Source organism: Janibacter zhaoxuefangae, assembly GCF_050271985.1.
Classification (GTDB): Bacteria; Actinomycetota; Actinomycetes; order Actinomycetales; family Dermatophilaceae.
The window spans coordinates 1144568-1164943 of record NZ_CP189849.1; the positions used below are offsets into that span (position 1 = coordinate 1144568).

Genomic DNA, 20376 nt, shown 5'->3' on the forward strand with positions numbered 1-20376 from the left:
GCGGGCTGTCGAGCGCGGTCCCGCACCGCTCGCCCCGACGGCGCCGGACGTATAGCTCAGTTGGTTAGAGCGTTCGCTTCACACGCGAAAGGTCAGGGGTTCGAGTCCCTTTACGTCCACCAACCAAGACCTGGTCGGCGCCATGCGTCACCAGGTCTTTGTCGTGTCCGGGGTCGGCACCCGGTCGATGCGCGTCCTGGGCGCGGCGCTCGATCCGCTGGCGGTGCTGATCGCTAGGGTCGGATTCATGAGCTGTTCAGACGACGCACGCGCTGACCGCGCAGGAGATCCTCACCGATGACGCCCACCACCAAAGAAGGCCAACGCGCCGAGCTGCACAAGACCATCTGGCGGATCGCGAACGACATGCGCGGCAGCGTCGACGGGTGGGACTTCAAGAGCTACGTGCTTGGCATGCTCTTCTACCGATTCGTCTCGGAGAACCTGACGGCCTACCTCAACCAGATGGAGCGAATGGCCGGCTCGGCTGACTTCGACTACGTGGTGCTACCGGACGATCAGGCGGAGTTCGGGCGCACGGAGACGGTGTCTGAGAAGGGTTTCTACATCCTCCCCTCCGAGCTCTTCGTCAATGTGCGCAAGCGGGCACCGCACGACGAGAACCTCAACGAGACCCTCGCCGCCGTCTTCAAGAACATCGAAGGATCGGCCAACGGCACGGACAGCGAAGATGACCTGAAGGGTCTGTTCGACGACCTGGACGTCAACAGCTCGAAGCTCGGCAACACCGTTGAGAAGCGCAACAAGAAGTTGGTCGGTCTCCTGGATGCGATTGGCGACCTGCCTCTCGGGGAGTTCAACGACAACGCCATCGACCTCTTCGGCGACGCCTACGAGTACCTCATGCAGATGTATGCCTCCCAGGCTGGCAAGTCCGGTGGGGAGTACTACACACCGCAGGAGGTCAGCGAGCTGTTGGCGCGGATCGCGGTCGTCGGCAAGACCACCGTGAACAAGGTGTACGACCCCGCCGTCGGGTCAGGGTCGCTGCTCCTGAAGTTCGCGAAGGTGCTCGGTAAGGAGAACGTTCGCCAAGGCTTCTACGGCCAGGAGGTCAATCTGACCACCTACAACTTGGCGCGGATCAACATGTTCCTGCACGACATCAACTACGAGAAGTTCAACATCGCCCACGGCGACACACTCATCGACCCGGCGCATTGGGATGACGAGCCCTTCGAGGCGATCGTGTCCAACCCTCCCTACTCGATCAAGTGGGAGGGCGACGCCAACCCGCTCCTGATCAACGACCCCAGGTACTCACCCGCCGGAGTGCTGGCACCGAAGTCGAAGGCTGACCTCGCCTTCACGATGCACATCCTCAGTTGGTTGGCCGTCAATGGCACGGCGGCGATCGTCGAGTTCCCGGGCGTGCTCTACCGCGGGGGAGCGGAGCGCAAGATCCGCAAGTACCTGATCGACAACAACTACATCGACACCGTGATCCAGTTGCCGCCGGACCTCTTCTTCGGCACCACCATCGCCACGTGCATCGTCGTCCTGAAGAAGTCGAAGAAGGACAACTCGGTCCTGTTCATCGACGCCTCCGCTGAGTTCACGCGCGTCGGCAACAAGAACAAGCTGACTGGTCCACACCAGCAGAAGGTCCTCGACGCCTTCACTGCCCGCGAAGACGTGGACCACTTCGCCACGCTCGTGTCGAGCCAGGACATCGAGGCGAACGACTACAACATCGCTGTCTCCTCGTATGTCGAGGCCGAAGACACCCGCGAGGCCGTCGACATCACCGAGTTGAACGCAGAGATCGCGCGAATCGTCGCCCGTCAGGCCGAGCTGCGCACCTCGATCGACGCGATCGTCGCGGACTTGGAAGGAACTGTGTGATGACCGATCTGCCCACCTGGGAAGGCTTCATGACACACACGCTGCGCGCGTTGAGTGACGGAGTGGTGCGTACCCGACGTGACCTTCTCCCGCTCGTTGCCCGCGAGTGCGGACTCACGGAGGCCCAGACGAAGGAGGCGTTGGCCTCCGGCCAGCCGGTCTACGAGAACCGGATCGGGTGGGGACTGTCGTTCCTGACGAATGTCGGTGCGCTCGCGCGTCCGATCCGCGGCAACTACGTCATCACGGACGCGGGGCGGTATCTCTTGCAGAAGTACCCGCACGGCGTCCTTGAGCGCGACATCAACGCATTGGGCGAGGACCAGTCGTCACCGATCCGCCCATACGTCGCGACGATCTCCCGGAAGGCGAACGCGGTCGCGGTGCACACCGAGACGTCAACTCTCACGCCGATCGAACAGGTGCAGAACGGCGTCGAGCGCATCCACGACAAGGTCGCACGAGAACTGCTGCAGCGACTCCAGGGCAAGGACCCCGCCTTCTTCGAACAGGCGGTCGTCAAGCTCCTGGTCGGGATGGGGTACGGCGGCGCGAACGGCAGCGGTTCCGTCACCCAGATGACGAACGACGGTGGGATCGACGGTGTCATCGACCAGGACATCCTCGGACTCAGCAGGGTGTACATCCAGGCCAAGCGATATGCCAACGGCAACGGCGTGGGCCGACCCGACGTGCAGGCCTTCGTCGGAGCGCTCCACGGGCGAGCCGACAGCGGGGTGTTCATCACGACGAGCCACTTCTCGCAAGGAGCGCGGGACTACGTCGCTTCCTCGCCCACCCGCATCGTGCTGATCGACGGCAAAAGGCTCACCGATCTCATGATCCAGTTCAACGTGGGAGTGCAGGCGAGCGAGACCTACACGATCGTCGAGATTGACGAGGACTTCTTCGCATGAGTCGCATCGACGATCTGATCGCTGAAATGTGCCCGAATGGCGTCGCGACTAAGACGCTCGGCGACGTGGGTGAATTCATACGCGGTAACGGTCTGCAGAAGTCAGACCTTACCGATGAAGGGACGCCTGCGATTCACTATGGTCAGATCCACACATATTATGGCGTATGGGCGAAGTCGACAAAGTCATTCACTGATCCCAGCACCGCCAGCAAGTTACGCCGCGCTAAGCATGGTGACGTCATCATTGCGACGACCAGCGAGGACGACGCTGCGGTCGCGAAAGCAACTTCATGGATTGGTGACGGTGAAGTAGCAGTGAGCGGTGACGCCTACATCTACAGGCATTCGCTGGACCCCCGATACGTCTCGTACTTCCTTCAGTCAGTTCACTTTCAGAACCAGAAGATCCGTCACATCTCAGGGACCAAGGTCAGAAGAATCTCGGGGACATCTCTCGCGAAACTGTGGATCCCCGTGCCGCCGCTCGAGGTTCAGCGCGAAATCGTGCGAGTATTGGATCAGTTCACACAGCTGGAGGCGGAGCTGGAGGCAGAGCTGGAGGCAGAGCTGGAGGCGCGGCTACTGCAATATACCCACTATCGCGACTCGCTTGTGACCTTCCCGGAAGCAGGGGAGGTTAGGACGGTCCCGCTGGGCGAGGCAGTGTCCAACTTAGATAGCAAGCGCCGGCCCGTCACGCGCGGAGTTCGTCAATCGGGTGAATACCCGTACTACGGAGCCAACGGTGTACAGGACTACGTGGAGGATTACATTTTCGATGGTGCGTTCCTGTTGCTAGGCGAGGATGGAAGCGTCACTCAGAAGGATGGGTCTCCTGTGGTCAATTGGGCGACAGGAAAGATCTGGGTGAATAACCATGCCCATGTATTGCAGCCCCGGGATGAATCCATCAGCCTGCGCTACCTGTACCATTACCTGCAGACTCGTGACATCCGAGAGTTTGTAACTGGCGGGTCGCAACCAAAGCTCAATCAGGGCAATATGAACAAGGTCCCGGTGGTGCTCCCAGGCATCGAAGAGCAGGAGAGGATTGTGTCGATCCTCGACCATCTCGATGGCCTCGTGAGTGACCTCAGCAGCGGTCTTCCGGCTGAGCTTCGTGCGCGCCGCAAGCAGTACGAGTACTACCGCGACAAGTTGTTGACGTTCGAGGAGCTCCCGACATGAGCGAGGTGTCGGCGCGCAAGTACGACCCGATCGCTGTCTCAGGCGAGAGCACTGTCGTGGCCGAGTACATCCCGGATGCTCAGTCGGCGAGTGCCTATCAATCAGAGGCGGACCTCGAACGCGAGTTCATCAAGCTGCTGGAGTCGCAGGCGTACGACTACCTGCCAGTCACGTCCGATGCAGACCTGACAGCGAACCTGCGTCAGCAGCTCGAATCGTTGAACAGTGTGACGTTCTCGGATGCGGAGTGGGAGAGGTTCTTCCGGGACCGGATCGCAGGGGCCAACGAGGGCATCGTCGAGAAGACGGTGCGGATCCAGGACGACTACGTTCAGCTCCTGACCCGTGACGATGGCTCGACGAAGAACATCAGCCTCATCGACAAGAAGAACATCCACAACAACCACCTGCAGGTGATCAACCAGTACGAGAGCGGCACGGGCGAGGCCGGGGGCAGCTACGCCAATCGTTACGACGTCACCGTGCTCGTCAACGGGCTGCCGATGGTGCACATCGAGCTCAAGCGCCGCGGGGTCGACCTCCGCGAGGCCTTCAATCAGATCGACCGCTACCAGCGAGACAGCTTCTGGGCCGGCTCAGGACTCTTCGAGTACGTGCAACTGTTCGTCATCTCGAACGGCACGCTGACCAAGTACTACTCGAACAGCACCCGACGCCAGCACATCGCGGACTCGACCGGCACCAAGAAGCGCACCCGCCAAACCTCGAACTCGTTCGAGTTCACCTCGTGGTGGGCCGACGCCACGAACAAGCCGATCCTGGATCTGACGGCCTTCGCCAAGACCTTCTTCGCCAAGCACAGCCTGCTGAGCGTCCTGACGCGCTACTGCGTGCTGACCGCCGACCGCACCCTGCTCGTGATGCGGCCCTATCAGATCGTCGCGACCGAGCGGATCCTGCAGAAGATCGCCATCTCCACCAACTACAAGCAACTGGGCACCGTCGACGCAGGTGGCTACGTCTGGCACACCACCGGTTCGGGCAAGACGCTGACCAGCTTCAAAACGGCGCAACTGGCGAGCAAACTCCCGAGCGTCGACAAGGTCCTGTTCGTCGTCGATCGCAAGGATCTGGACTACCAGACGATGCGCGAGTACGACCGCTTCGAGAAGGGAGCCGCCAACTCCAACACGTCGACGCGGATCCTGAAGCAGCAACTCGAAAACCCGGGCGCCCGGATCATCATCACGACGATCCAGAAGCTGGCGACGTTCATCAACGCCAACAAGGGTCACGCCATCTTCGATGGGCACGTCGTCGTGATCTTCGACGAGTGCCACCGCTCGCAGTTCGGTGACATGCACACCGCGATCACCAAGGCGTTCAAGCAGTACAACCTGTTCGGCTTCACGGGCACGCCGATCTTCGCTGCCAACGCAAGCACCGGCGGCAACGTCAACCTGCGGACGACCGAGCAGGCCTTCGGCGAGAAGCTGCACATCTACTCGATCAAGGACGCCATCCACGACAAGAACGTTCTGCCGTTCAGGGTGGACTACATCCGCACGATCAAGGTCAAGGACGGCGCGCCGATCGACAAGCAGGTCTCGGCGATCGACACCGAACGGGCGCTCATGGCTCCCGAGCGCATCCGCATGGTCGTTGACTACGTCCTCGAGCACTTCGATCAGAAGACGAAGCGAACCAGCGGCTACACCCACTCGGTCATCGCCAACGTCGAAGACCTTGTCGGCCGTCACCCCAAGGTCGCGAGAGAGCTCAAGGAAGCCAAGCGCGTCAAGGGCTTCAACGCGTTGTTCGCGACGGCGTCGATCGACGCAGCGCGGCGCTACTACAACCACTTTCAGATGGCCCAGCAGGACCTGACACCCGATCGCCAACTCAAGATCGGCCTCATCTACTCGTTCGCGGCCAACCCAGACCTTGAGGATGGCTTGCTCGACGAGGAGGACTTCAACACCGACGCGCTCAACAGCGACGCCCGCTCCTTCCTCGAGGACGCGATCCAGGACTACAACGACCTCTTCGGCACCAGCTACGACACTTCAGCCGACCGATTCCAGAACTACTACAAAGACCTGTCCTTGCGGATGAAGAACCGCGAGATCGACCTCGTCATCGTCGTCAACATGTTCCTCACAGGCTTCGACGCCACAACCCTCAACACGCTGTTCGTCGACAAGAACCTCCGCTCCCACGGTCTGATCCAGGCCTACTCGCGCACCAACCGCATCCTCAACTCGGTCAAGACCTACGGCAACATCGTGACCTTCCGTGATCTCGAGGAAGAGACCAACGACGCGATCGCCCTGTTCGGGAACAAGGACGCCAAGGGGATCGTGCTGCTCAAGCCCTACGGCGACTACTACGGCGACTACGCCGAGAAGATTGCCGACCTGCTGGAGCGCTTCCCGCTTGGGATGCCGATCGAGGGTGAGGCCGCGCAGAAGGACTTCATCAAGCTGCTCGGCGCGATCCTGCGCCTGCAGAACATCCTCACGTCCTTCGACGAGTTCACCGGCAACGAGATCCTGACCGAGCGGCAAAACCAGGACTACCGCAGTGTCTACCTGGATTTGTACGCGGAGCTCCGCAAGGACATGGACACCGAGAAGGAACTGATCAACGAGGACGTCGTCTTCGAGATTGAACTGATCAAGCAAGTCGAGATCAACGTCGACTACATCCTGATGCTCGTCCAGAAATACCGAGAAGAGCGTGGCGACGGCGACGACAAGGAGATCCGCGCCGAGATCAGCCGCGCCGTCGACTCGAGCCCCACCCTGCGCAACAAGCGTGACCTCATCGAGGACTTCGTCGACAGAGTCTCGGGCAAGGGCGACACCGACACCGAGTGGCAGGCCTACATCGCCGAGCGTCGTGAAGCAGAACTGACCAAGATCATCGACGAGGAGAACCTCTGTGCCGACGAGGCGCGCTCCTTCGTAGATGCCTCGTTCCGCGATGGATCGCTCCGTACCACGGGGACGGCCATCACCAAGGTCATGCCTCCCACTTCACGCTTTGGGGCCGGGGGCGCGCATGCCGAGAAGAAGAAGCGCGTCGTCCAGAGGCTTGGTGACTTCTTCGAACGCTTCCACGGGCTGATGTCCCCGGGCGAGAGCGACAGCTCCTGATGGACGTTGAATGACAGGAACCCGCGCTGATGTCAGCCGAGCCGCACTGGACCTGAGGTCTGCCTACTTGGGCCTCACCTTCGCGGCCCAGTTGGTAATCCTGCCGGGGCAGCCACTGATGGCGGCTTGGCGACAAGCGTGGCCCCATATCCCGGACCCGTCGCTCCGCTTGCAGGCACCCGATGGCCGCAGCGAGGAGTTCCGGATGAGCGAGGTGTTGCGTGGACTGTCGGAGTCGGCCTTCGACGTCCTAGATGTGCACGTCCTCCGCGTCGCTCAGATCGCAACGGCAGTGAGCCTCGGGGACCTCGTCGTCCCGAATGCCGCCTACGATCCGGCGAACCCGCTCCACTCCTTCGTCCGTCATTACCGGAACGCCTGCGCGCATGGAGACCGTTGGGAGTTCAGGAGGGACTCGCTGGACCGCGGCGCGCGATTCATGGACATCGAGGTTGGGTACTCGATGAACGGGAGCCGGGCTACGAACAGCGTGAGTCCGTTGCGGCACGTCCAACTGCTGCAGGCGGTGAGCGACGAGTTCGGCCCTCCGGCGCGCCCGGCTGCGCGTTGAGTGCGCTCAATGGCGACCGAGATCGAGACGTCCATCGCGGTGATCCGGATATGGGCCCCACAGGAGGAGACTCGTGTGTCGTGGCTGACTGAGACCCTCACGCGTCAGCCCCTCCCGATTCCGGACCCGACGATGGCGAGGCGATCCACCCATGATCAACGGACGCGCGGCGGCGCCGCTCCTGTCCCTCATCGCGGCGGCGGCACTGTCCGGCTGCACCGGCAGCCCCGAGGTCTCGCCCTCGGGGCGGTCAACGTCGACCACGTCGGGCACCGAATCCCGTGACAACGGGTCCGCGGCCGACCCCACGACCCTCGCCTCCGGGCTCGAGGCTCCCTGGTCGATCGCCGTCCATGGCGAGACCGCCCTCCTGAGCGAGCGGGACTCCGGACGGATCCTCGAGCTCGGGACCGACGGCGCTCACCGGCAGATTGGGACCGTCGACGGCGTCACGCCGATGGGCGAAGGCGGGCTGCTCGGCATCGCCGTGCATGACGATCACCTCTACGCCTATGCCACGGTCGGCGACGAAAACCGCGTCGAGCGCTTCGCGCTGACGGGTGAGCCGGGCTCGCTGCGCCTCGGCGAGCCGGAGGTGATCCTCGACGGCGTCCCCTCGGCCACCAACCACAACGGCGGCCGGATCGCCTTCGGCCCCGACGGCATGCTCTACGTCACCGTGGGCGACGCCGGGAACCCGCAGGCCGCTCAGGACCGCGGCTCGCTGTCGGGCAAGATCCTCCGCCTGACCCCCGACGGCGAGGTGCCGGAGGACAACCCCTTCGCCGGCTCGCCCGTCTACAGCCTCGGCCACCGCAACCCCCAGGGCATCGCCTGGGACTCCGGCGGCACGATGTATGCCTCCGAGTTCGGCCAGGACGCCTGGGACGAGCTCAACGTCATCCAGCCCGGCCGCAACTACGGGTGGCCCGTGGTCGAGGGGATCGACGGGGACGATCGGTTCGTCGACCCGGTGCAGCAGTGGGCTCCGGCCGACGCCAGCCCCAGCGGCATCGCCGTCGTCGGGGGCTCGATCTGGATCGCCAACCTGCGCGGGCAGCGGCTCCGCGAGGTCCCGCTGGGGGACACCTCGACCTCACGCGAGCACCTCGTGGGCGAGCACGGGCGGCTGCGCGACGCCGTCGCGGCGGCGGACGGGTCGCTGTGGGTTCTGACCAACAACACCGACGGGCGCGGCGACCCCGGGCCCGACGACGACCGCCTCCTGCGACTCGACATCGACTGACGCCCAGACCGCGGACGGCAGCCGGCCTCCCCCGACGCGCTGCGGGAGCGCGCGGGGGAGCGGCGTCAGGCCACGGCGCTCAGACGGTGCGGCGCAGGACGTCGACCAGTGGCGTCGTCGGGCGGCCGATGAGTTCGCTCAGCGTCGGGGTGGCGTCGCCGAGGGCGCCGTCGGCGATGTTGGCGTCGAGCGCGGCGACGAAGGTCGCGGTGCCCTCGTCGAGCCCGGCGCCGACGAGCGCCTCGACCAGCTCGCCGGGCGTGACCGGCTTGTAGACGATGGGGCGCCCGACGACCTCGGTGAGCACGTCCGCGAACTGGTCGTGGTCCCACGCCGTGTCGCCGCTCAGCTCGAGGACGGCCCCGTCGTGCTGGTCGCTCGTCAGGACGGCGGCCGCGCCCCGGGCGTAGTCGGCGCGGCTCGCGCTGGCGACCTTCCCGTCGCCCGCGGCCGCGAGGAGCACGCCGGTCTGCGCGACCTGGTCCACGGTCTGCAGGTAGTTCTCGTGGTACCAGTTGTTGCGGAGGATCGTCGTGCGCAGCCCGGACGCCGCGAGCAGCTCCTCCGTCGCCTTGTGCTCGGGCGCGAGGACGAGGTCGCTCGTGGTCGCCTTCGGCGCGCTCGTGTAGACGATCCGGCCGACGCCGGCCGCCTTCGCGGCCTCGATGACGTTGCCGTGCTGGGGGATCCGCTGGCCCACCTCGCTGCCCGAGACGAGCATGACCGTCTCGACGCCGGCGAAGGCGGCCTCGAGGGCGGGACGGTCGCCGTAGGCGGCCACGCGGACGGTGACGCCGCGCTCGGCGAGCGAGGCGGCCTTCGCCTCGTCACGCACGACGGCGACGAGCGACGCCGCGTCCTGCGTCTCGAGGAGGGCGTCGATGATGAGGCCTCCGAGCTGGCCGGTGGCTCCGGTGACGGCGATGGTCATGAGTGGTCCTTGTCGTTGACGATGAGTGGTTGAAGCATCAACTACGGGATCCGCGCCGGTGTTCCCCACCCGACCGCCGGACTCAGATCGTGTCGTCGTCGTCGGAGAAGAGGGCCGCCAACCGGAGCGGTTCCCGCGCCTCGTCGTGGCGCGACTGCCGCTGCAGGGCGCGGCCGAGGACGAGCTGGGCGTAGTGGTCCGTGGGGTCCCGCTGGAGCAGGACGCGGGCCTGTTCCTCCGCCTTCGTCAGCATGGCCGCGTGGTAGTACGAGCGGGCGAGCAGCGTGCGCACGCTGGCGTTGTCGGGGTCGTGCGAGAGGAGGAACTCCAGGGCACGCGACGCCTCGACATAGCGCTTCTGCTCGAAGTTGAGCTGCGCAACGTTGAACTCGAGGTACAGGGTCTCGTCCATGTCCACCCAACGCCGCCGCCGGGTCGCCCCATTCCCGGGCCTGCGGCGGAAAGGGATTGGCGCGGTGAGGCTGCGCCGGGCGATGATCCTCCCGTGGGTCATGTCGATGTCGCCGGTGTCCGGTACGAGCTCTCGGACGGGCGCGTCCTGCTCGACGAGGTGAGTTTCCGCGTCGGGGAGGGCGCGAAGGTCGCCCTCGTCGGCGCCAACGGTGCAGGCAAGACGACCCTGCTGCGGATCATCACCGGCGAGCTCGCCCCACACGCGGGGACGGTGTCGCGCACGGGCGGGCTCGGCGTCATGCGTCAGAACGTCGGCGCCGGGCTGGGGGAGACCCCGACGGTGGCGGACCTGCTGCGCTCCGTCGCGCCGCCGCAGGTGCGCGCGGCCGCGGCCGAGATCGACCGGCTCGAGCTGCTGCTCATGGAGGACGAGTCGGAGCGGACCCAGATGCGTTACGCCGCGGCGCTCTCCGACTACGCCGACGCCGGCGGCTACGACCAGGAGGTCGTCTGGGACGTCTGCTCCGTCGCCGCCCTCGGGGTCCCCTTCGAGCGCGCCAAGTACCGCGAACTGGCGACCCTCTCCGGCGGCGAGCAGAAGCGCCTCGTCCTCGAGTATCTGCTGCGCGGCCCCGACGAGGTCCTCCTCCTCGACGAGCCGGACAACTATCTCGACGTGCCCGGCAAGATCTGGATGGAGGAGCAGATCAACGCCTCCGACAAGACGATCCTCTACATCAGCCACGACCGCGAGCTGCTCGACAACACCGCGACCCGCGTCGTCACCGTCGAGCTCGGCGCGGCCGGCAACCGGGTGTGGACCCACCCCGGCGGTTTCGCGAGCTATCACGAGGCCCGCCGCGAGCGCTTCGCCCGCTTCGAGGAACTGCGCAAGCGCTGGGACGAGGAGCGCGCCAAGCTCAAGGCGCTCGTGCTCATGTACAAGCAGAAGGCCAAGTACAACTCCGACATGGCCAGCCGCTACCAGTCGGCGCAGACGCGTCTCGCGCGCTTCGAGGCCGAAGGCCCGCCGACCGAGCAGCCGCGCGAGCAACAGGTGACCATGCGGCTGCAGGGTGGCCGCACCGGCAAGCGCGCCGTCGTCTGTGAGCGACTCGAGCTGACCGGCCTCATGAAGCCCTTCGACCTCGAGGTCTGGTACGGCGAACGCGTCGCCGTGCTCGGCTCGAACGGCTCCGGCAAGTCGCACTTCCTCCGGCTGCTCGCCGGTGGCGGGACCGACCCGGAGGTCGAGCACCTGCCCGTCGGTGAGACGCCGGTCGAGCCGGTGGCGCACACCGGCCGGGCGCGCCTCGGTGCCCGCGTGCGTCCCGGCTGGTTCGTCCAGACCCATGAGCACCCCGAGCTGCTCGGCCGGACGCTGCTGGACATCCTGCATCGCGGCGACGACCACCGCTCCGGCCTCGGTCGCGAGGCCGCGGCCCGGGTGCTCGATCGGTACGAGCTGGCGCACGCGGGGGAGCAGGTCTTCGAGTCGCTCTCCGGCGGCCAGCAGGCCCGCTTCCAGATCCTCCTGCTCGAGCTGTCGGGGGCGACCCTGCTCCTGCTCGACGAGCCGACCGACAACCTCGACGTCCAGTCAGCCGAGGCGCTCGAGGAGGGGCTGGCCGCCTTTGACGGGACGGTCCTGGCGGTCACTCACGACCGCTGGTTCGCGCGCGGCTTCGACCGGTTCCTCGTCTACGGCGCCGACGGCAAGGTGCGCGAGACCGACGGCCCCGTCTGGGACGAAGGTCGCGTCACCCGCGCGCGCTGAGCGCGTTCAGCGCGCGGCCGGCACGGTGTGCGTGCTCACCGGGGCGGGCTCGTCGACGGGGAAGAGGAGCTCGCTGGCCAGCCACTCCTGCGGGATGGCGAAGGCGTCCACGAGGGTCTTCGCGTGCGGCCGCAGCTCGGCACAGAGCCGGTTGACCTGGCGGGTGACGTCCTTGGACTGCTCGCGGCTGAGTCGGCCGTGCTCGAGGTACCAGGCGCGGTGCCGCTCGATGGTCGAGAGGACGTGGAGGTCGCACACCCGCCCGAGGAACTCCTGGGCCTCGGCGTCGGGGCAGGCGTCGATGCCGGCGACGAAGGCCTCGAGGACGACGCGGTCGACGTGCGCCCGGGCCGTCTCCAGCAGGTGATCCTGCGCGTCGTTGAAGACCTCGAAGGCGTCGCGGTCCTTGTCGCCGGCGCGCCGCAGCCGGTTGGCGAGGGACTCCAGCAGGTGGCGCTCGCGGTCCTCGAAGAGGTCGAGCTGCCCGCCCCGATCGGTCAACGCATCGTCGGCATCCCGGCCGGGGGAGCCGGCGATGAGCCGCTGGATGAGCGACCCGCCCGCCGTGTGCTCCAGAGCCGACTCCGCGACGTTGCGGATCCCGAAGCGGATCGTGCCGAGGGTGTCGAGCTCGTGGAAGGCCTCCTTGTAGCTCGTCAGCATCCCCTTCGCGACGAGCTGGAGCAGGACCGTGTTGTCGCCCTCGAAGGTCGTGAAGACGTCGGTGTCCGCCTTGAGTGCCGCGAATCGGTTCACGGCCAGATAGCCGGCGCCGCCGCACGCCTCACGGCACATCTGGATCGTTGTCGTCGCGTGGGTCGTGGCCATCGCCTTGATCCCCGCGGCACGCGCCTCGAGTTCGCGGCGTCGGTCGTCCGGACCGGCGTCCCCAGCCTCCTGCACCTCGTGCATCTGCTCGACGAGCGTGCCCTGGGCGAACATCAGGGCGTAGGACGTCGCGATGGCCGGCAGCAGCTTGCGCTGGTGGGCTCGGTAGTCCAGGAGCAGGACCTCCTCCTGCCCGTCGCCCCCGGCGAACTGACGCCGGTGCAGCGCGTAGGTCGTCGCGAGCGTCAGGGCCGAGCGGGTGGCCGCGGCCGCCCCACCGGCCACCGAGATCCGCCCGCGCACGAGCGTGCCGAGCATCGTGAAGAAGCGCCGCGAGACGCTCTCGATGGGGGAGGAGTAGACCCCGTCCTCGTCGATGGCGCCGTACCGGTCGAGCAGGTTCGCGCGCGGGACGCGCACCCGGTCGAAGGTGAGTCGCCCGTTGTCGACCCCCTTCAGTCCCATCTTGGGCCCGCAGTCGCCGATGGTGACGCCCGGCATCGGGTCGCCCTGCTCGTCGCGGATCGGCACGAGGACGCAGTGCACGCCGTGCTGCTCGCCGCCGACGTGCAGTTGGGCGAAGACGGCGGCCATCCGGGCGTCGCGCGCGGCATTGCCGATGTAGTCCTTGCGTCCCATGACGGACGGGGTGTGCACGACGAGTTCGTCGGCCTCCGGGTCGTAGGTCGCCGTCGTCAGCAGGGACTGGACGTCGGACCCGTGGCCGGTCTCGGTCATGGCGAAGCAGCCCAGCAGGGAGCCGTCGAGCATGCCGGGGAGGTACTGCTCGTGGTGGCGCGCCGTGCCGAGGTTGGCGATGGCGCCGCCGAAGAGGCCGAACTGCACACCGGCCTTGACGAAGAGGGACAGGTCGGCGTGGCCGAGCATCTCGAAGGCGGTCACGGAGGCGCCGTAGTCGCCGAGCCCACCCTGCTCGACGGACAGGCCGAGGGCCGCGTAGTCCCCCTTCGCCAGGTCGAGCACCCGCTCGAGGGTCTGCTGGCGGTGTTCCTCGATGGTGAGGTCGGCCTCCGGGGGAGCGAAGAGGCCGCTGTCGAGCTCGGCACGGGCTCGCTGGCGGATGGGCCCCCAACGACCATCGAGGGCATCCCTGAGCGAGTCCGTGAGCGTCATGTGTTCTTCCTCGTCTTCCAGATCGATCCGAGCCCGCCCCACGCGAGCGTCGTCAGGTGGTCACAGAGGTCTTGACGGGGCATCCGCTCGGGACCGCGATCGATCCAGCCGTCGGCGGCCGCGCGGACCAGACCGACGACGGCCGTGCCCCAGATGGCGGCCGGCGCCACGTCCGCGCCCTGGGCCTGGAGTTCGGCCGTGATCACGGCGGCGATCTGGTGCTCGATGCGCCCGGTGACGGTCTGGGCGGGGTCGGCGAGTCCGGCGCTGCGGTCCACGAGGGGCGCCGAGACGATGAAGCGATAGACCTCGGGGTCCTTCTCCACCAGGGCGAGGTAGGAGTCGATCGCGGCCGCCACGAGCCGTCGGGGGTCCCCGGCGACCTCGGTCAGGTCGGTGCCGGTCTCGCCCAGGGCTCGGGTCACGTCACGCAGGACGATGGCGTCGACCTTGTCGGCGATGGCCTGATACAGGCCGTTGCGATCGGTGAAGTGGCGGTAGTACACGGTCTTGGATGTGCCGGCCGCAGCGGCGATGTCGTCCATGCCCACCGCGGCGCCGCGCTCGCGAATGGCGCGCAGAGCCCCCTCGACGAGTTCCTCACGGCGACGCTGCCGATGCTCATCCCAGCGCGCGCTGCGCCCGTCGGTGGTGGTGCTCACATCGACGGACGTTAGCAGGTACACAAGGTACCTGCTACCGTCGGTACCACATACATGGGGTGACCCACGGTCGCCCTCGACCCAGACCCTCAGGAGCATGTGGTGGCACCCACCAGCCCGCGTCGCGTCGCCGTCCTCGGCGGCAACCGGATCCCCTTCGCCAAGCAGTTCGGCCCCTATGCCGAGGCCTCGAACCAGGACATGTTCACGGCCGCCCTCGAGGGGCTCGTCGCCCGCTACGGCCTCGCCGGTGAGCGCCTCGGCGAGGTCGCCGGTGGCGCCGTCATCAAGCACAGCCGCGACTTCAACCTGACGCGCGAGTCCGTGCTCGGTTCGTCGCTGAGCAAGGGCACCCCCGCCTATGACGTCCAGCAGGCCTGCGGCACCGGCCTCGAGACCGCCATCCTCACCGGAAACAAGATCGCCCTCGGCCAGATCGACTCCGCCATCGCCGGCGGCGTCGACACCGCCTCGGACGCGCCGATCATGGTCAGCGAGCGGCTGCGTCGCAAGCTCCTCAAGGCCAACCGCGCCCGCACCACCCAGGCCAAGCTCAAGGCCCTCGCGGGCCTGCGCCCGACCGACCTCGGCATCGAGACGCCGGCCAACTCCGAGCCGCGCACCGGCCTGTCGATGGGTGACCACATGGCCCAGACGGCCAAGAAGTGGGGGATCACCCGCGAGGCCCAGGACGAGCTGGCGATGCTGAGCCACCACAACCTCGCGGCCGCCTACGACCGCGGGTTCTTCGATGACCTGATGACCTCCTTCAAGGGCGTCTCGCGCGACCAGAACCTACGCGCCGACTCCTCCATGGAGAAGCTCGGCAAGCTCAAGCCCGTCTTCGGCAAGGGCGAGGGCGCGACGATGACCGCCGGCAACTCGACCCCGCTGACCGACGGCGCCTCCGTGGTGCTGCTCGGCTCGGAGGAGTGGGCGGCGGAGCGCAACCTCACGCCACTGGCCTACCTCGTCGACGGCGAGACGGCCGCGGTCGACTACGTCCACGGCGAGGAAGGCCTGCTCATGGCGCCCGCCTACGCCCTGCCGCGCCTGCTCGAGCGCAACGGCATGACGCTCCAGGACTTCGACTTCCTCGAGATCCACGAGGCCTTCGCGTCGACCGTGCTCAGCACCCTCAAGGCGTGGGAGGACGAGGACTTCTGCCGCAACCGTCTCGGCCTCGACGCCCCGATCGGCGCCATCGACCGCAGCCGACTCAACGTCAACGGCTCCTCGCTGGCGGCGGGACACCCCTTCGCCGCGACCGGTGGGCGCATCCTTGCGTCGCTCTCCAAGATGCTCCACGAGAAGGGGGCCGGCAGCCGCGGCCTCATCTCCATCTGCGCCGCCGGCGGCCAGGGCGTCATGGCGATCGTCGAAGGCGCCTGAGTCCGGCCCCACTGACCACCTGAACCGACCGAAACCAGCAAGGGACACCCCATGGTTGACTACGCCTCCCTCGTCAGCAGCGGCCTCGGCAAGAAGGTCGCCACGACCTTCGGCCTGCCGCGCCCGACCACCCTTCGTCGCCACAAGGCCGGTGACAGCCTGATCAACGGCGCCGTCCTCGTCGCCGCCCACGGCGACCAGGGTTCGATCGCCGACCGCGCCCGAGCCCTGCTCGAGCAGGCCGGCGTCCTCACCGCGACCCAGCCGTCCACCTCGGTGGCCGGTGTCGTCCTCGACCTCACCGGCATCGCGACGCCCGCCGATCTCGAGACCGCACGGGCCGTCCTCGCGCCGGCGCTGAAGACCCTTGCCCCCACGGGCCGGATCATCGTCGCCACCCGTCCGCCCGAGACGGCCACCGACCCGGCGCAGGCCGCAGCCCGTCGCGCCGTCGAGGGCATCGTGCGCTCCACCGCCAAGGAGATGCGTGCGGGCGGCACCGCCAACACGATCCTCGTCGAGGACGGGGCGGACGCCAACGTCGACGCGACGCTGCGCTTCCTGCTCTCGGGCCGCTCGGCCTACGTCGACGCCCAGGTCTTCCGGGTCGGTGCCGGCACGGCGACCGCGCCCGAGGACTGGGAGCGCCCACTTGCCGGGAAGGTCGCCGTCGTCACCGGCGCCGCGCGCGGCATCGGCGCCTCGATCGCCGACGTCCTGGCCCGCGACGGCGCGACCGTCGTCTGCGTCGACATCCCCGCCGCCGGCGGCCCCCTCAGCGAGGTGGCCAATCGGATCGGTGGCAGCGCGCTGCAGCTCGACGTCACGGCCCCCGACGCGGGCGCCAAGATCGTCGAGCACGCGAACGCGCGCCACGGCGGCATCGACATCGTCGTCCACAACGCCGGCATCACCCGGGACAAGCTCCTGGTCAACATGGAGGCCGACCGGTGGGGCTCCGTCCTCGACGTCAACCTCCTGTCGATCATCCGGATGAACGAGGCGCTCCTGGGTGAGGGTGGCGTGCGCGACGGCGGCCACCTCGTCCTCGTCTCGTCGATCGCCGGCATCGCGGGCAACCGCGGCCAGACGAACTACGGCGCGTCCAAGGCCGGCGTCATCGGCTACGTCGAGGCCCTCGGCCGCGACGAGGCGCTCGCGGCTCGCGGCATCACCGTCAACGCGGTGGCGCCGGGCTTCATCGAGACGGAGATGACGGCCAAGGTCCCCTTCGCCACCCGCGAGGTCGGTCGCCTGATGAACTCGCTCTCGCAGGGCGGCAAGCCCGTGGACGTCGCGGAGACCATCGGCTACTTCTCCTGGGACGCCAACGCCGGCGTCACCGGCAACGTCGTGCGCGTGTGCGGACAGATGATGCTGGGGGCCTGACGTGGCCATCGAGACCTATACGTCGGTGCCCTCGCTGGCCGGGGTGTACGCCCGTGCAGCCCTGCCGGGCGCGACGTCGGGAGACACCATCCCGGACACGACGCTCGTGCTGACCGGGCACACCGTGGACCGCAGTCACCTGCTGTCCTACCAGCGGCTGTGTGGCTTCGACGGCTCGGACACCCTGCCGCACACCTACCCGCACGTCCTCGGCTTCGCGCTCCAGGCGACGTTGATGAGCCGCAAACAGTTCCCGCTGCCCATGGTCGGCCTCGTGCACGTCGAGAACGTCATCACGGTCCACCGGGCACTGACCGCCGACGACGTGCTCGACGTGTCGGTGCGGGCCGAGGGCCTGCGGCCGCACGCCAAGGGCCGGCAGGTCGACCTCGTCACCGAGGTCGACGTCGCCGGTGAGCGGGTGTGGGAAGGTCGCAGCACCTACCTCAAGCGCGGGCGTGGCGACGCCGATGCTCCGCGCGGCGAGGCCCCGCCGGCCATCCCGACCGGGGCGCCCGCCGCCCGGTGGCGACTGGCCGGGGGACTGGGGCGGGAGTACGCCGCCGTCTCCGGCGACGTCAACCCGATCCACCTCTCGCGGCTCACGGCGCGGGCGATGGGCTTCCCGTCGGCCATCGCCCACGGCATGTGGACGTATGCCCGCGTGCTCGGGGCCATCGGCCCGCGCTCGAGCGGTCCGTCCACCTCGCACGTGTGGTTCAAGAAGCCGGTCCTCCTGCCGACGACCGTGGACCTCGTCCTCGACCCCGCGGCCCGGCCGGTGGTCGCCGGACTGCGCAGCACCCGCAAGCCGGACGTCGAGCACCTCGTCCTGACGCTCGACGCCTGAGCCGAGAAGGCGCGCGACCGGGCGCCCCGCCGGGAGATAGCATCGACCCCGGCAGGGCGCCCCGCCCGTGCCGTTCCCGAACAGCCAGGAGAAGCCGCACATGTCTGCCCAGATCACCGTGAACGTCGCCGGGAGCGAGCGATCGGTGGACGAGCAGACGACGGCGGCGGACCTCTTCGCCGACGACCGCGCCGTCCTCGTCGCCCGCGTCAACGGCGAACTGCGCGACCTCGCGCACGTCCTGTCCGACGGTGACGTCGTCGAACCCGTGACCGCCGCCGAGCAGGACGGCCTCGACGTGCTGCGCCACTCGGCCGCGCACGTCCTCGCCCAGGCGGTCCAGCAGGCCCACCCGGACGCCAAGCTCGGCATCGGTCCGCCGGTGCGCGACGGCTTCTACTACGACTTCGACGTGGCCGACCCCTTCACCCCCGAGGACCTCAAGGCCCTCGAGAAGGCGATGCAGAAGATCGTCAACGAGGGGCAGACCTTCGTGCGCCGCGAGATCGCCGACGCCGACGCCCTCGTGGAGTTGAAGGACGAGCCCTACAAGTGCGAGCTCATCGGCCTCAAGGGTGGCGCCGCCGCGGACGCCGCCGAGGGCGCCGACGTCGAGGTCGGCGGCGCCCAGCTGACGATCTATGACAACGTCCGCCGCGACGGCACCCGCGCGTGGGGCGACCTGTGCCGCGGCCCGCACGTGCCCAGCACGAAGGTGCTCGGCAACGCCTTCAAGGTCATGCGCAGCGCCGCCGCCTACTGGCGCGGCAGCGAGAAGAACCCGCAGCTGCAGCGCATCTACGGCACCGCGTGGCCGACGAAGGACGAGCTCAAGGCCTACCTCGACCGGCTCGCCGAGGCCGAGAAGCGCGACCACCGCAAGCTCGGCGCGGAGCTCGACCTCTTCTCCTTCCCCGACGAGCTCGGGTCGGGGCTGCCCGTCTTCCACCCCAAGGGCGGCGTCATCAAGCGCGAGATGGAGGACTACGTCCGCGCCCGCCACATCGAGGAGGGGTTCGACTACGTCGGCACCCCCCACATCACCAAGGACGGGCTCTTCCACACCTCGGGCCACCTGCCGTACTACGCCGACACGATGTTCCCGCCGATGGAGCTCGAGGGGGCGAAGTACCAGCTCAAGGCGATGAACTGCCCGATGCACAACCTCATCTTCAAGTCGCGCGGCCGCTCCTACCGCGAGCTGCCACTGCGCTTCTTCGAGTTCGGCTCGGTCTACCGCTACGAGAAGTCCGGCGTCGTCCACGGCCTGACCCGCGTGCGCGGCCTGACCCAGGACGACAGCCACTCCTACGTCACCCCCGAGCAGGCACCCGGCGAGATCCAGCACCTGCTCGACTTCGTCCTGTCCCTGCTGCGCGACTTCGGCCTCGACGACTTCTACCTCGAGCTGTCGACCCGCGACGCAACCGGTGAGAAGAAGGACAAGTTCATCGGCTCCGACGAGCAGTGGACCGTCGCGACCGACGTCCTCGCGAAGGTCGCGCAGGACTCGGGCCTCGAGCTCGTCGCCGACCCCGGCGGCGCCGCCTTCTACGGGCCGAAGATCTCCGTGCAGGCGCGCGACGCCATCGGCCGCACGTGGCAGATGAGCACGATCCAGTACGACTTCAACCAGCCGGAGCGCTTCGGCCTCGAGTACCAGGCCGCGGACGGGTCGCGCCAGCAGCCCGTCATGATCCACTCGGCGAAGTTCGGCTCGATCGAGCGCTTCTTCGGCGTCCTCGTCGAGCACTACGCCGGCGCCTTCCCCGTGTGGCTCAGCCCGGTCCAGGTCCTCGGCCTGCCCGTCGCCGAGGAGTACAACGACTACCTCTGGGACGTCCTGTCGCAGATGAAGGCCAAGGGGATCCGCGTCGAGCTCGACGACAGCGACGACCGCTTCCCGAAGAAGATCCGCAACGCGAGCAAGAGCAAGGTCCCCTTCGCTCTCATCGCCGGCGAGGAGGACCGCAGCAACAACGCGGTCTCCTTCCGCTACCGCGACGGCAGCCAGGAGAACGGCGTGCCGATCGAGCAGGCCATCGCGAAGGTGCTCGAGGCGATCGAGACCAAGGCGCAGGTCTGACCTA

The 20376-nt window shown here is 67.5% G+C and carries 15 protein-coding genes and 1 tRNA gene; 12 read left to right on the forward strand and 4 right to left on the reverse strand.

The features are described from left to right. Window positions 1–45 precede the first annotated feature (45 nt). From ACQBAS_RS05405 to ACQBAS_RS05435, 7 genes are all read left to right on the forward strand, one after another. Window positions 46–122: transfer RNA gene (locus ACQBAS_RS05405), tRNA-Val, on the forward strand. 175 nt (window positions 123–297) lie between these two features. Continuing rightward, on the forward strand, window positions 298–1866 hold the full coding sequence (locus tag ACQBAS_RS05410; RefSeq protein WP_427385360.1) for a type I restriction-modification system subunit M: 1569 nt from the start codon (window positions 298–300) through the stop codon (window positions 1864–1866). Further along, entirely contained in the window at window positions 1866–2783 is a 918-nt protein-coding gene (locus tag ACQBAS_RS05415; RefSeq protein WP_427385361.1) for a restriction endonuclease, read from the forward strand. The genes ACQBAS_RS05410 and ACQBAS_RS05415 overlap by 1 nt, the downstream gene beginning before the upstream one ends. Then, window positions 2780–3973, forward strand: a complete 1194-nt coding sequence (locus ACQBAS_RS05420) for a restriction endonuclease subunit S (RefSeq protein WP_427385362.1) — start codon at window positions 2780–2782, stop codon at window positions 3971–3973. The genes ACQBAS_RS05415 and ACQBAS_RS05420 overlap by 4 nt, the downstream gene beginning before the upstream one ends. Beyond that, window positions 3970–7092, forward strand: a complete 3123-nt coding sequence (locus ACQBAS_RS05425) for a type I restriction endonuclease subunit R (RefSeq protein ID WP_427385363.1) — start codon at window positions 3970–3972, stop codon at window positions 7090–7092. Before ACQBAS_RS05420 ends, ACQBAS_RS05425 begins: the two co-directional genes overlap by 4 nt. A 205-nt stretch (window positions 7093–7297) precedes the next feature. Then, a complete protein-coding gene (locus tag ACQBAS_RS05430; RefSeq protein ID WP_427385364.1) occupies window positions 7298–7663 on the forward strand; it encodes a hypothetical protein in 366 nt (121 codons plus the stop codon). Between the two features lie 151 nt (window positions 7664–7814). Beyond that, a complete protein-coding gene (locus ACQBAS_RS05435; RefSeq protein ID WP_427385365.1) occupies window positions 7815–8909 on the forward strand; it encodes a PQQ-dependent sugar dehydrogenase in 1095 nt (364 codons plus the stop codon). A 79-nt stretch (window positions 8910–8988) separates the two neighbouring features. Here ACQBAS_RS05435 and ACQBAS_RS05440 read toward each other — a convergent pair whose 3' ends face one another. Beyond that, window positions 8989–9840, reverse strand: coding sequence for an SDR family oxidoreductase (locus tag ACQBAS_RS05440; RefSeq protein WP_427385366.1), 852 nt, complete (start codon window positions 9838–9840; stop codon window positions 8989–8991). A gap of 82 nt (window positions 9841–9922) precedes the next feature. Beyond that, window positions 9923–10252: a tetratricopeptide repeat protein gene (locus ACQBAS_RS05445; protein ID WP_427385367.1), complete on the reverse strand. Its 330-nt coding sequence runs from the start codon at window positions 10250–10252 to the stop codon at window positions 9923–9925. 93 nt (window positions 10253–10345) lie between these two features. On the opposite strand from ACQBAS_RS05445, the gene ACQBAS_RS05450 reads away from it, so the two are divergent. Next, window positions 10346–12031 (forward strand): ABC-F family ATP-binding cassette domain-containing protein, encoded by a 1686-nt coding sequence (locus ACQBAS_RS05450; protein ID WP_427385368.1) that lies wholly within the window; start codon window positions 10346–10348, stop codon window positions 12029–12031. Between the two features lie 6 nt (window positions 12032–12037). On the opposite strand, the gene ACQBAS_RS05455 is transcribed toward ACQBAS_RS05450, so the two are convergent. Both ACQBAS_RS05455 and ACQBAS_RS05460 read right to left on the reverse strand, forming a co-directional pair. Continuing rightward, complete coding sequence (locus tag ACQBAS_RS05455) at window positions 12038–13993, reverse strand: acyl-CoA dehydrogenase (protein WP_427385369.1); 1956 nt, start codon at window positions 13991–13993, stop codon at window positions 12038–12040. Beyond that, window positions 13990–14655, reverse strand: coding sequence for a TetR/AcrR family transcriptional regulator (locus ACQBAS_RS05460; RefSeq protein ID WP_427385370.1), 666 nt, complete (start codon window positions 14653–14655; stop codon window positions 13990–13992). Before ACQBAS_RS05460 ends, ACQBAS_RS05455 begins: the two co-directional genes overlap by 4 nt. Window positions 14656–14757: 102 nt before the next feature. Between ACQBAS_RS05460 and ACQBAS_RS05465 the strand changes: the two genes are divergently transcribed. From ACQBAS_RS05465 to thrS, 4 genes are all read left to right on the forward strand, one after another. Next, window positions 14758–16047 carry an acetyl-CoA C-acetyltransferase gene (locus ACQBAS_RS05465; protein WP_427385371.1) on the forward strand — a complete coding sequence of 430 codons (1290 nt, stop codon included), beginning with the start codon at window positions 14758–14760 and terminating at the stop codon, window positions 16045–16047. Window positions 16048–16098: 51 nt separating this feature from the next. Next, window positions 16099–17436, forward strand: a complete 1338-nt coding sequence (locus ACQBAS_RS05470) for a 3-oxoacyl-ACP reductase (RefSeq protein WP_427385372.1) — start codon at window positions 16099–16101, stop codon at window positions 17434–17436. Window position 17437: 1 nt separating this feature from the next. Continuing rightward, window positions 17438–18286 carry a MaoC family dehydratase gene (locus ACQBAS_RS05475; RefSeq protein WP_427385373.1) on the forward strand — a complete coding sequence of 283 codons (849 nt, stop codon included), beginning with the start codon at window positions 17438–17440 and terminating at the stop codon, window positions 18284–18286. A gap of 100 nt (window positions 18287–18386) precedes the next feature. Then, window positions 18387–20372, forward strand: a complete 1986-nt coding sequence (thrS, locus tag ACQBAS_RS05480) for a threonine--tRNA ligase (RefSeq protein WP_427385374.1) — start codon at window positions 18387–18389, stop codon at window positions 20370–20372. Window positions 20373–20376 lie beyond the last annotated feature (4 nt).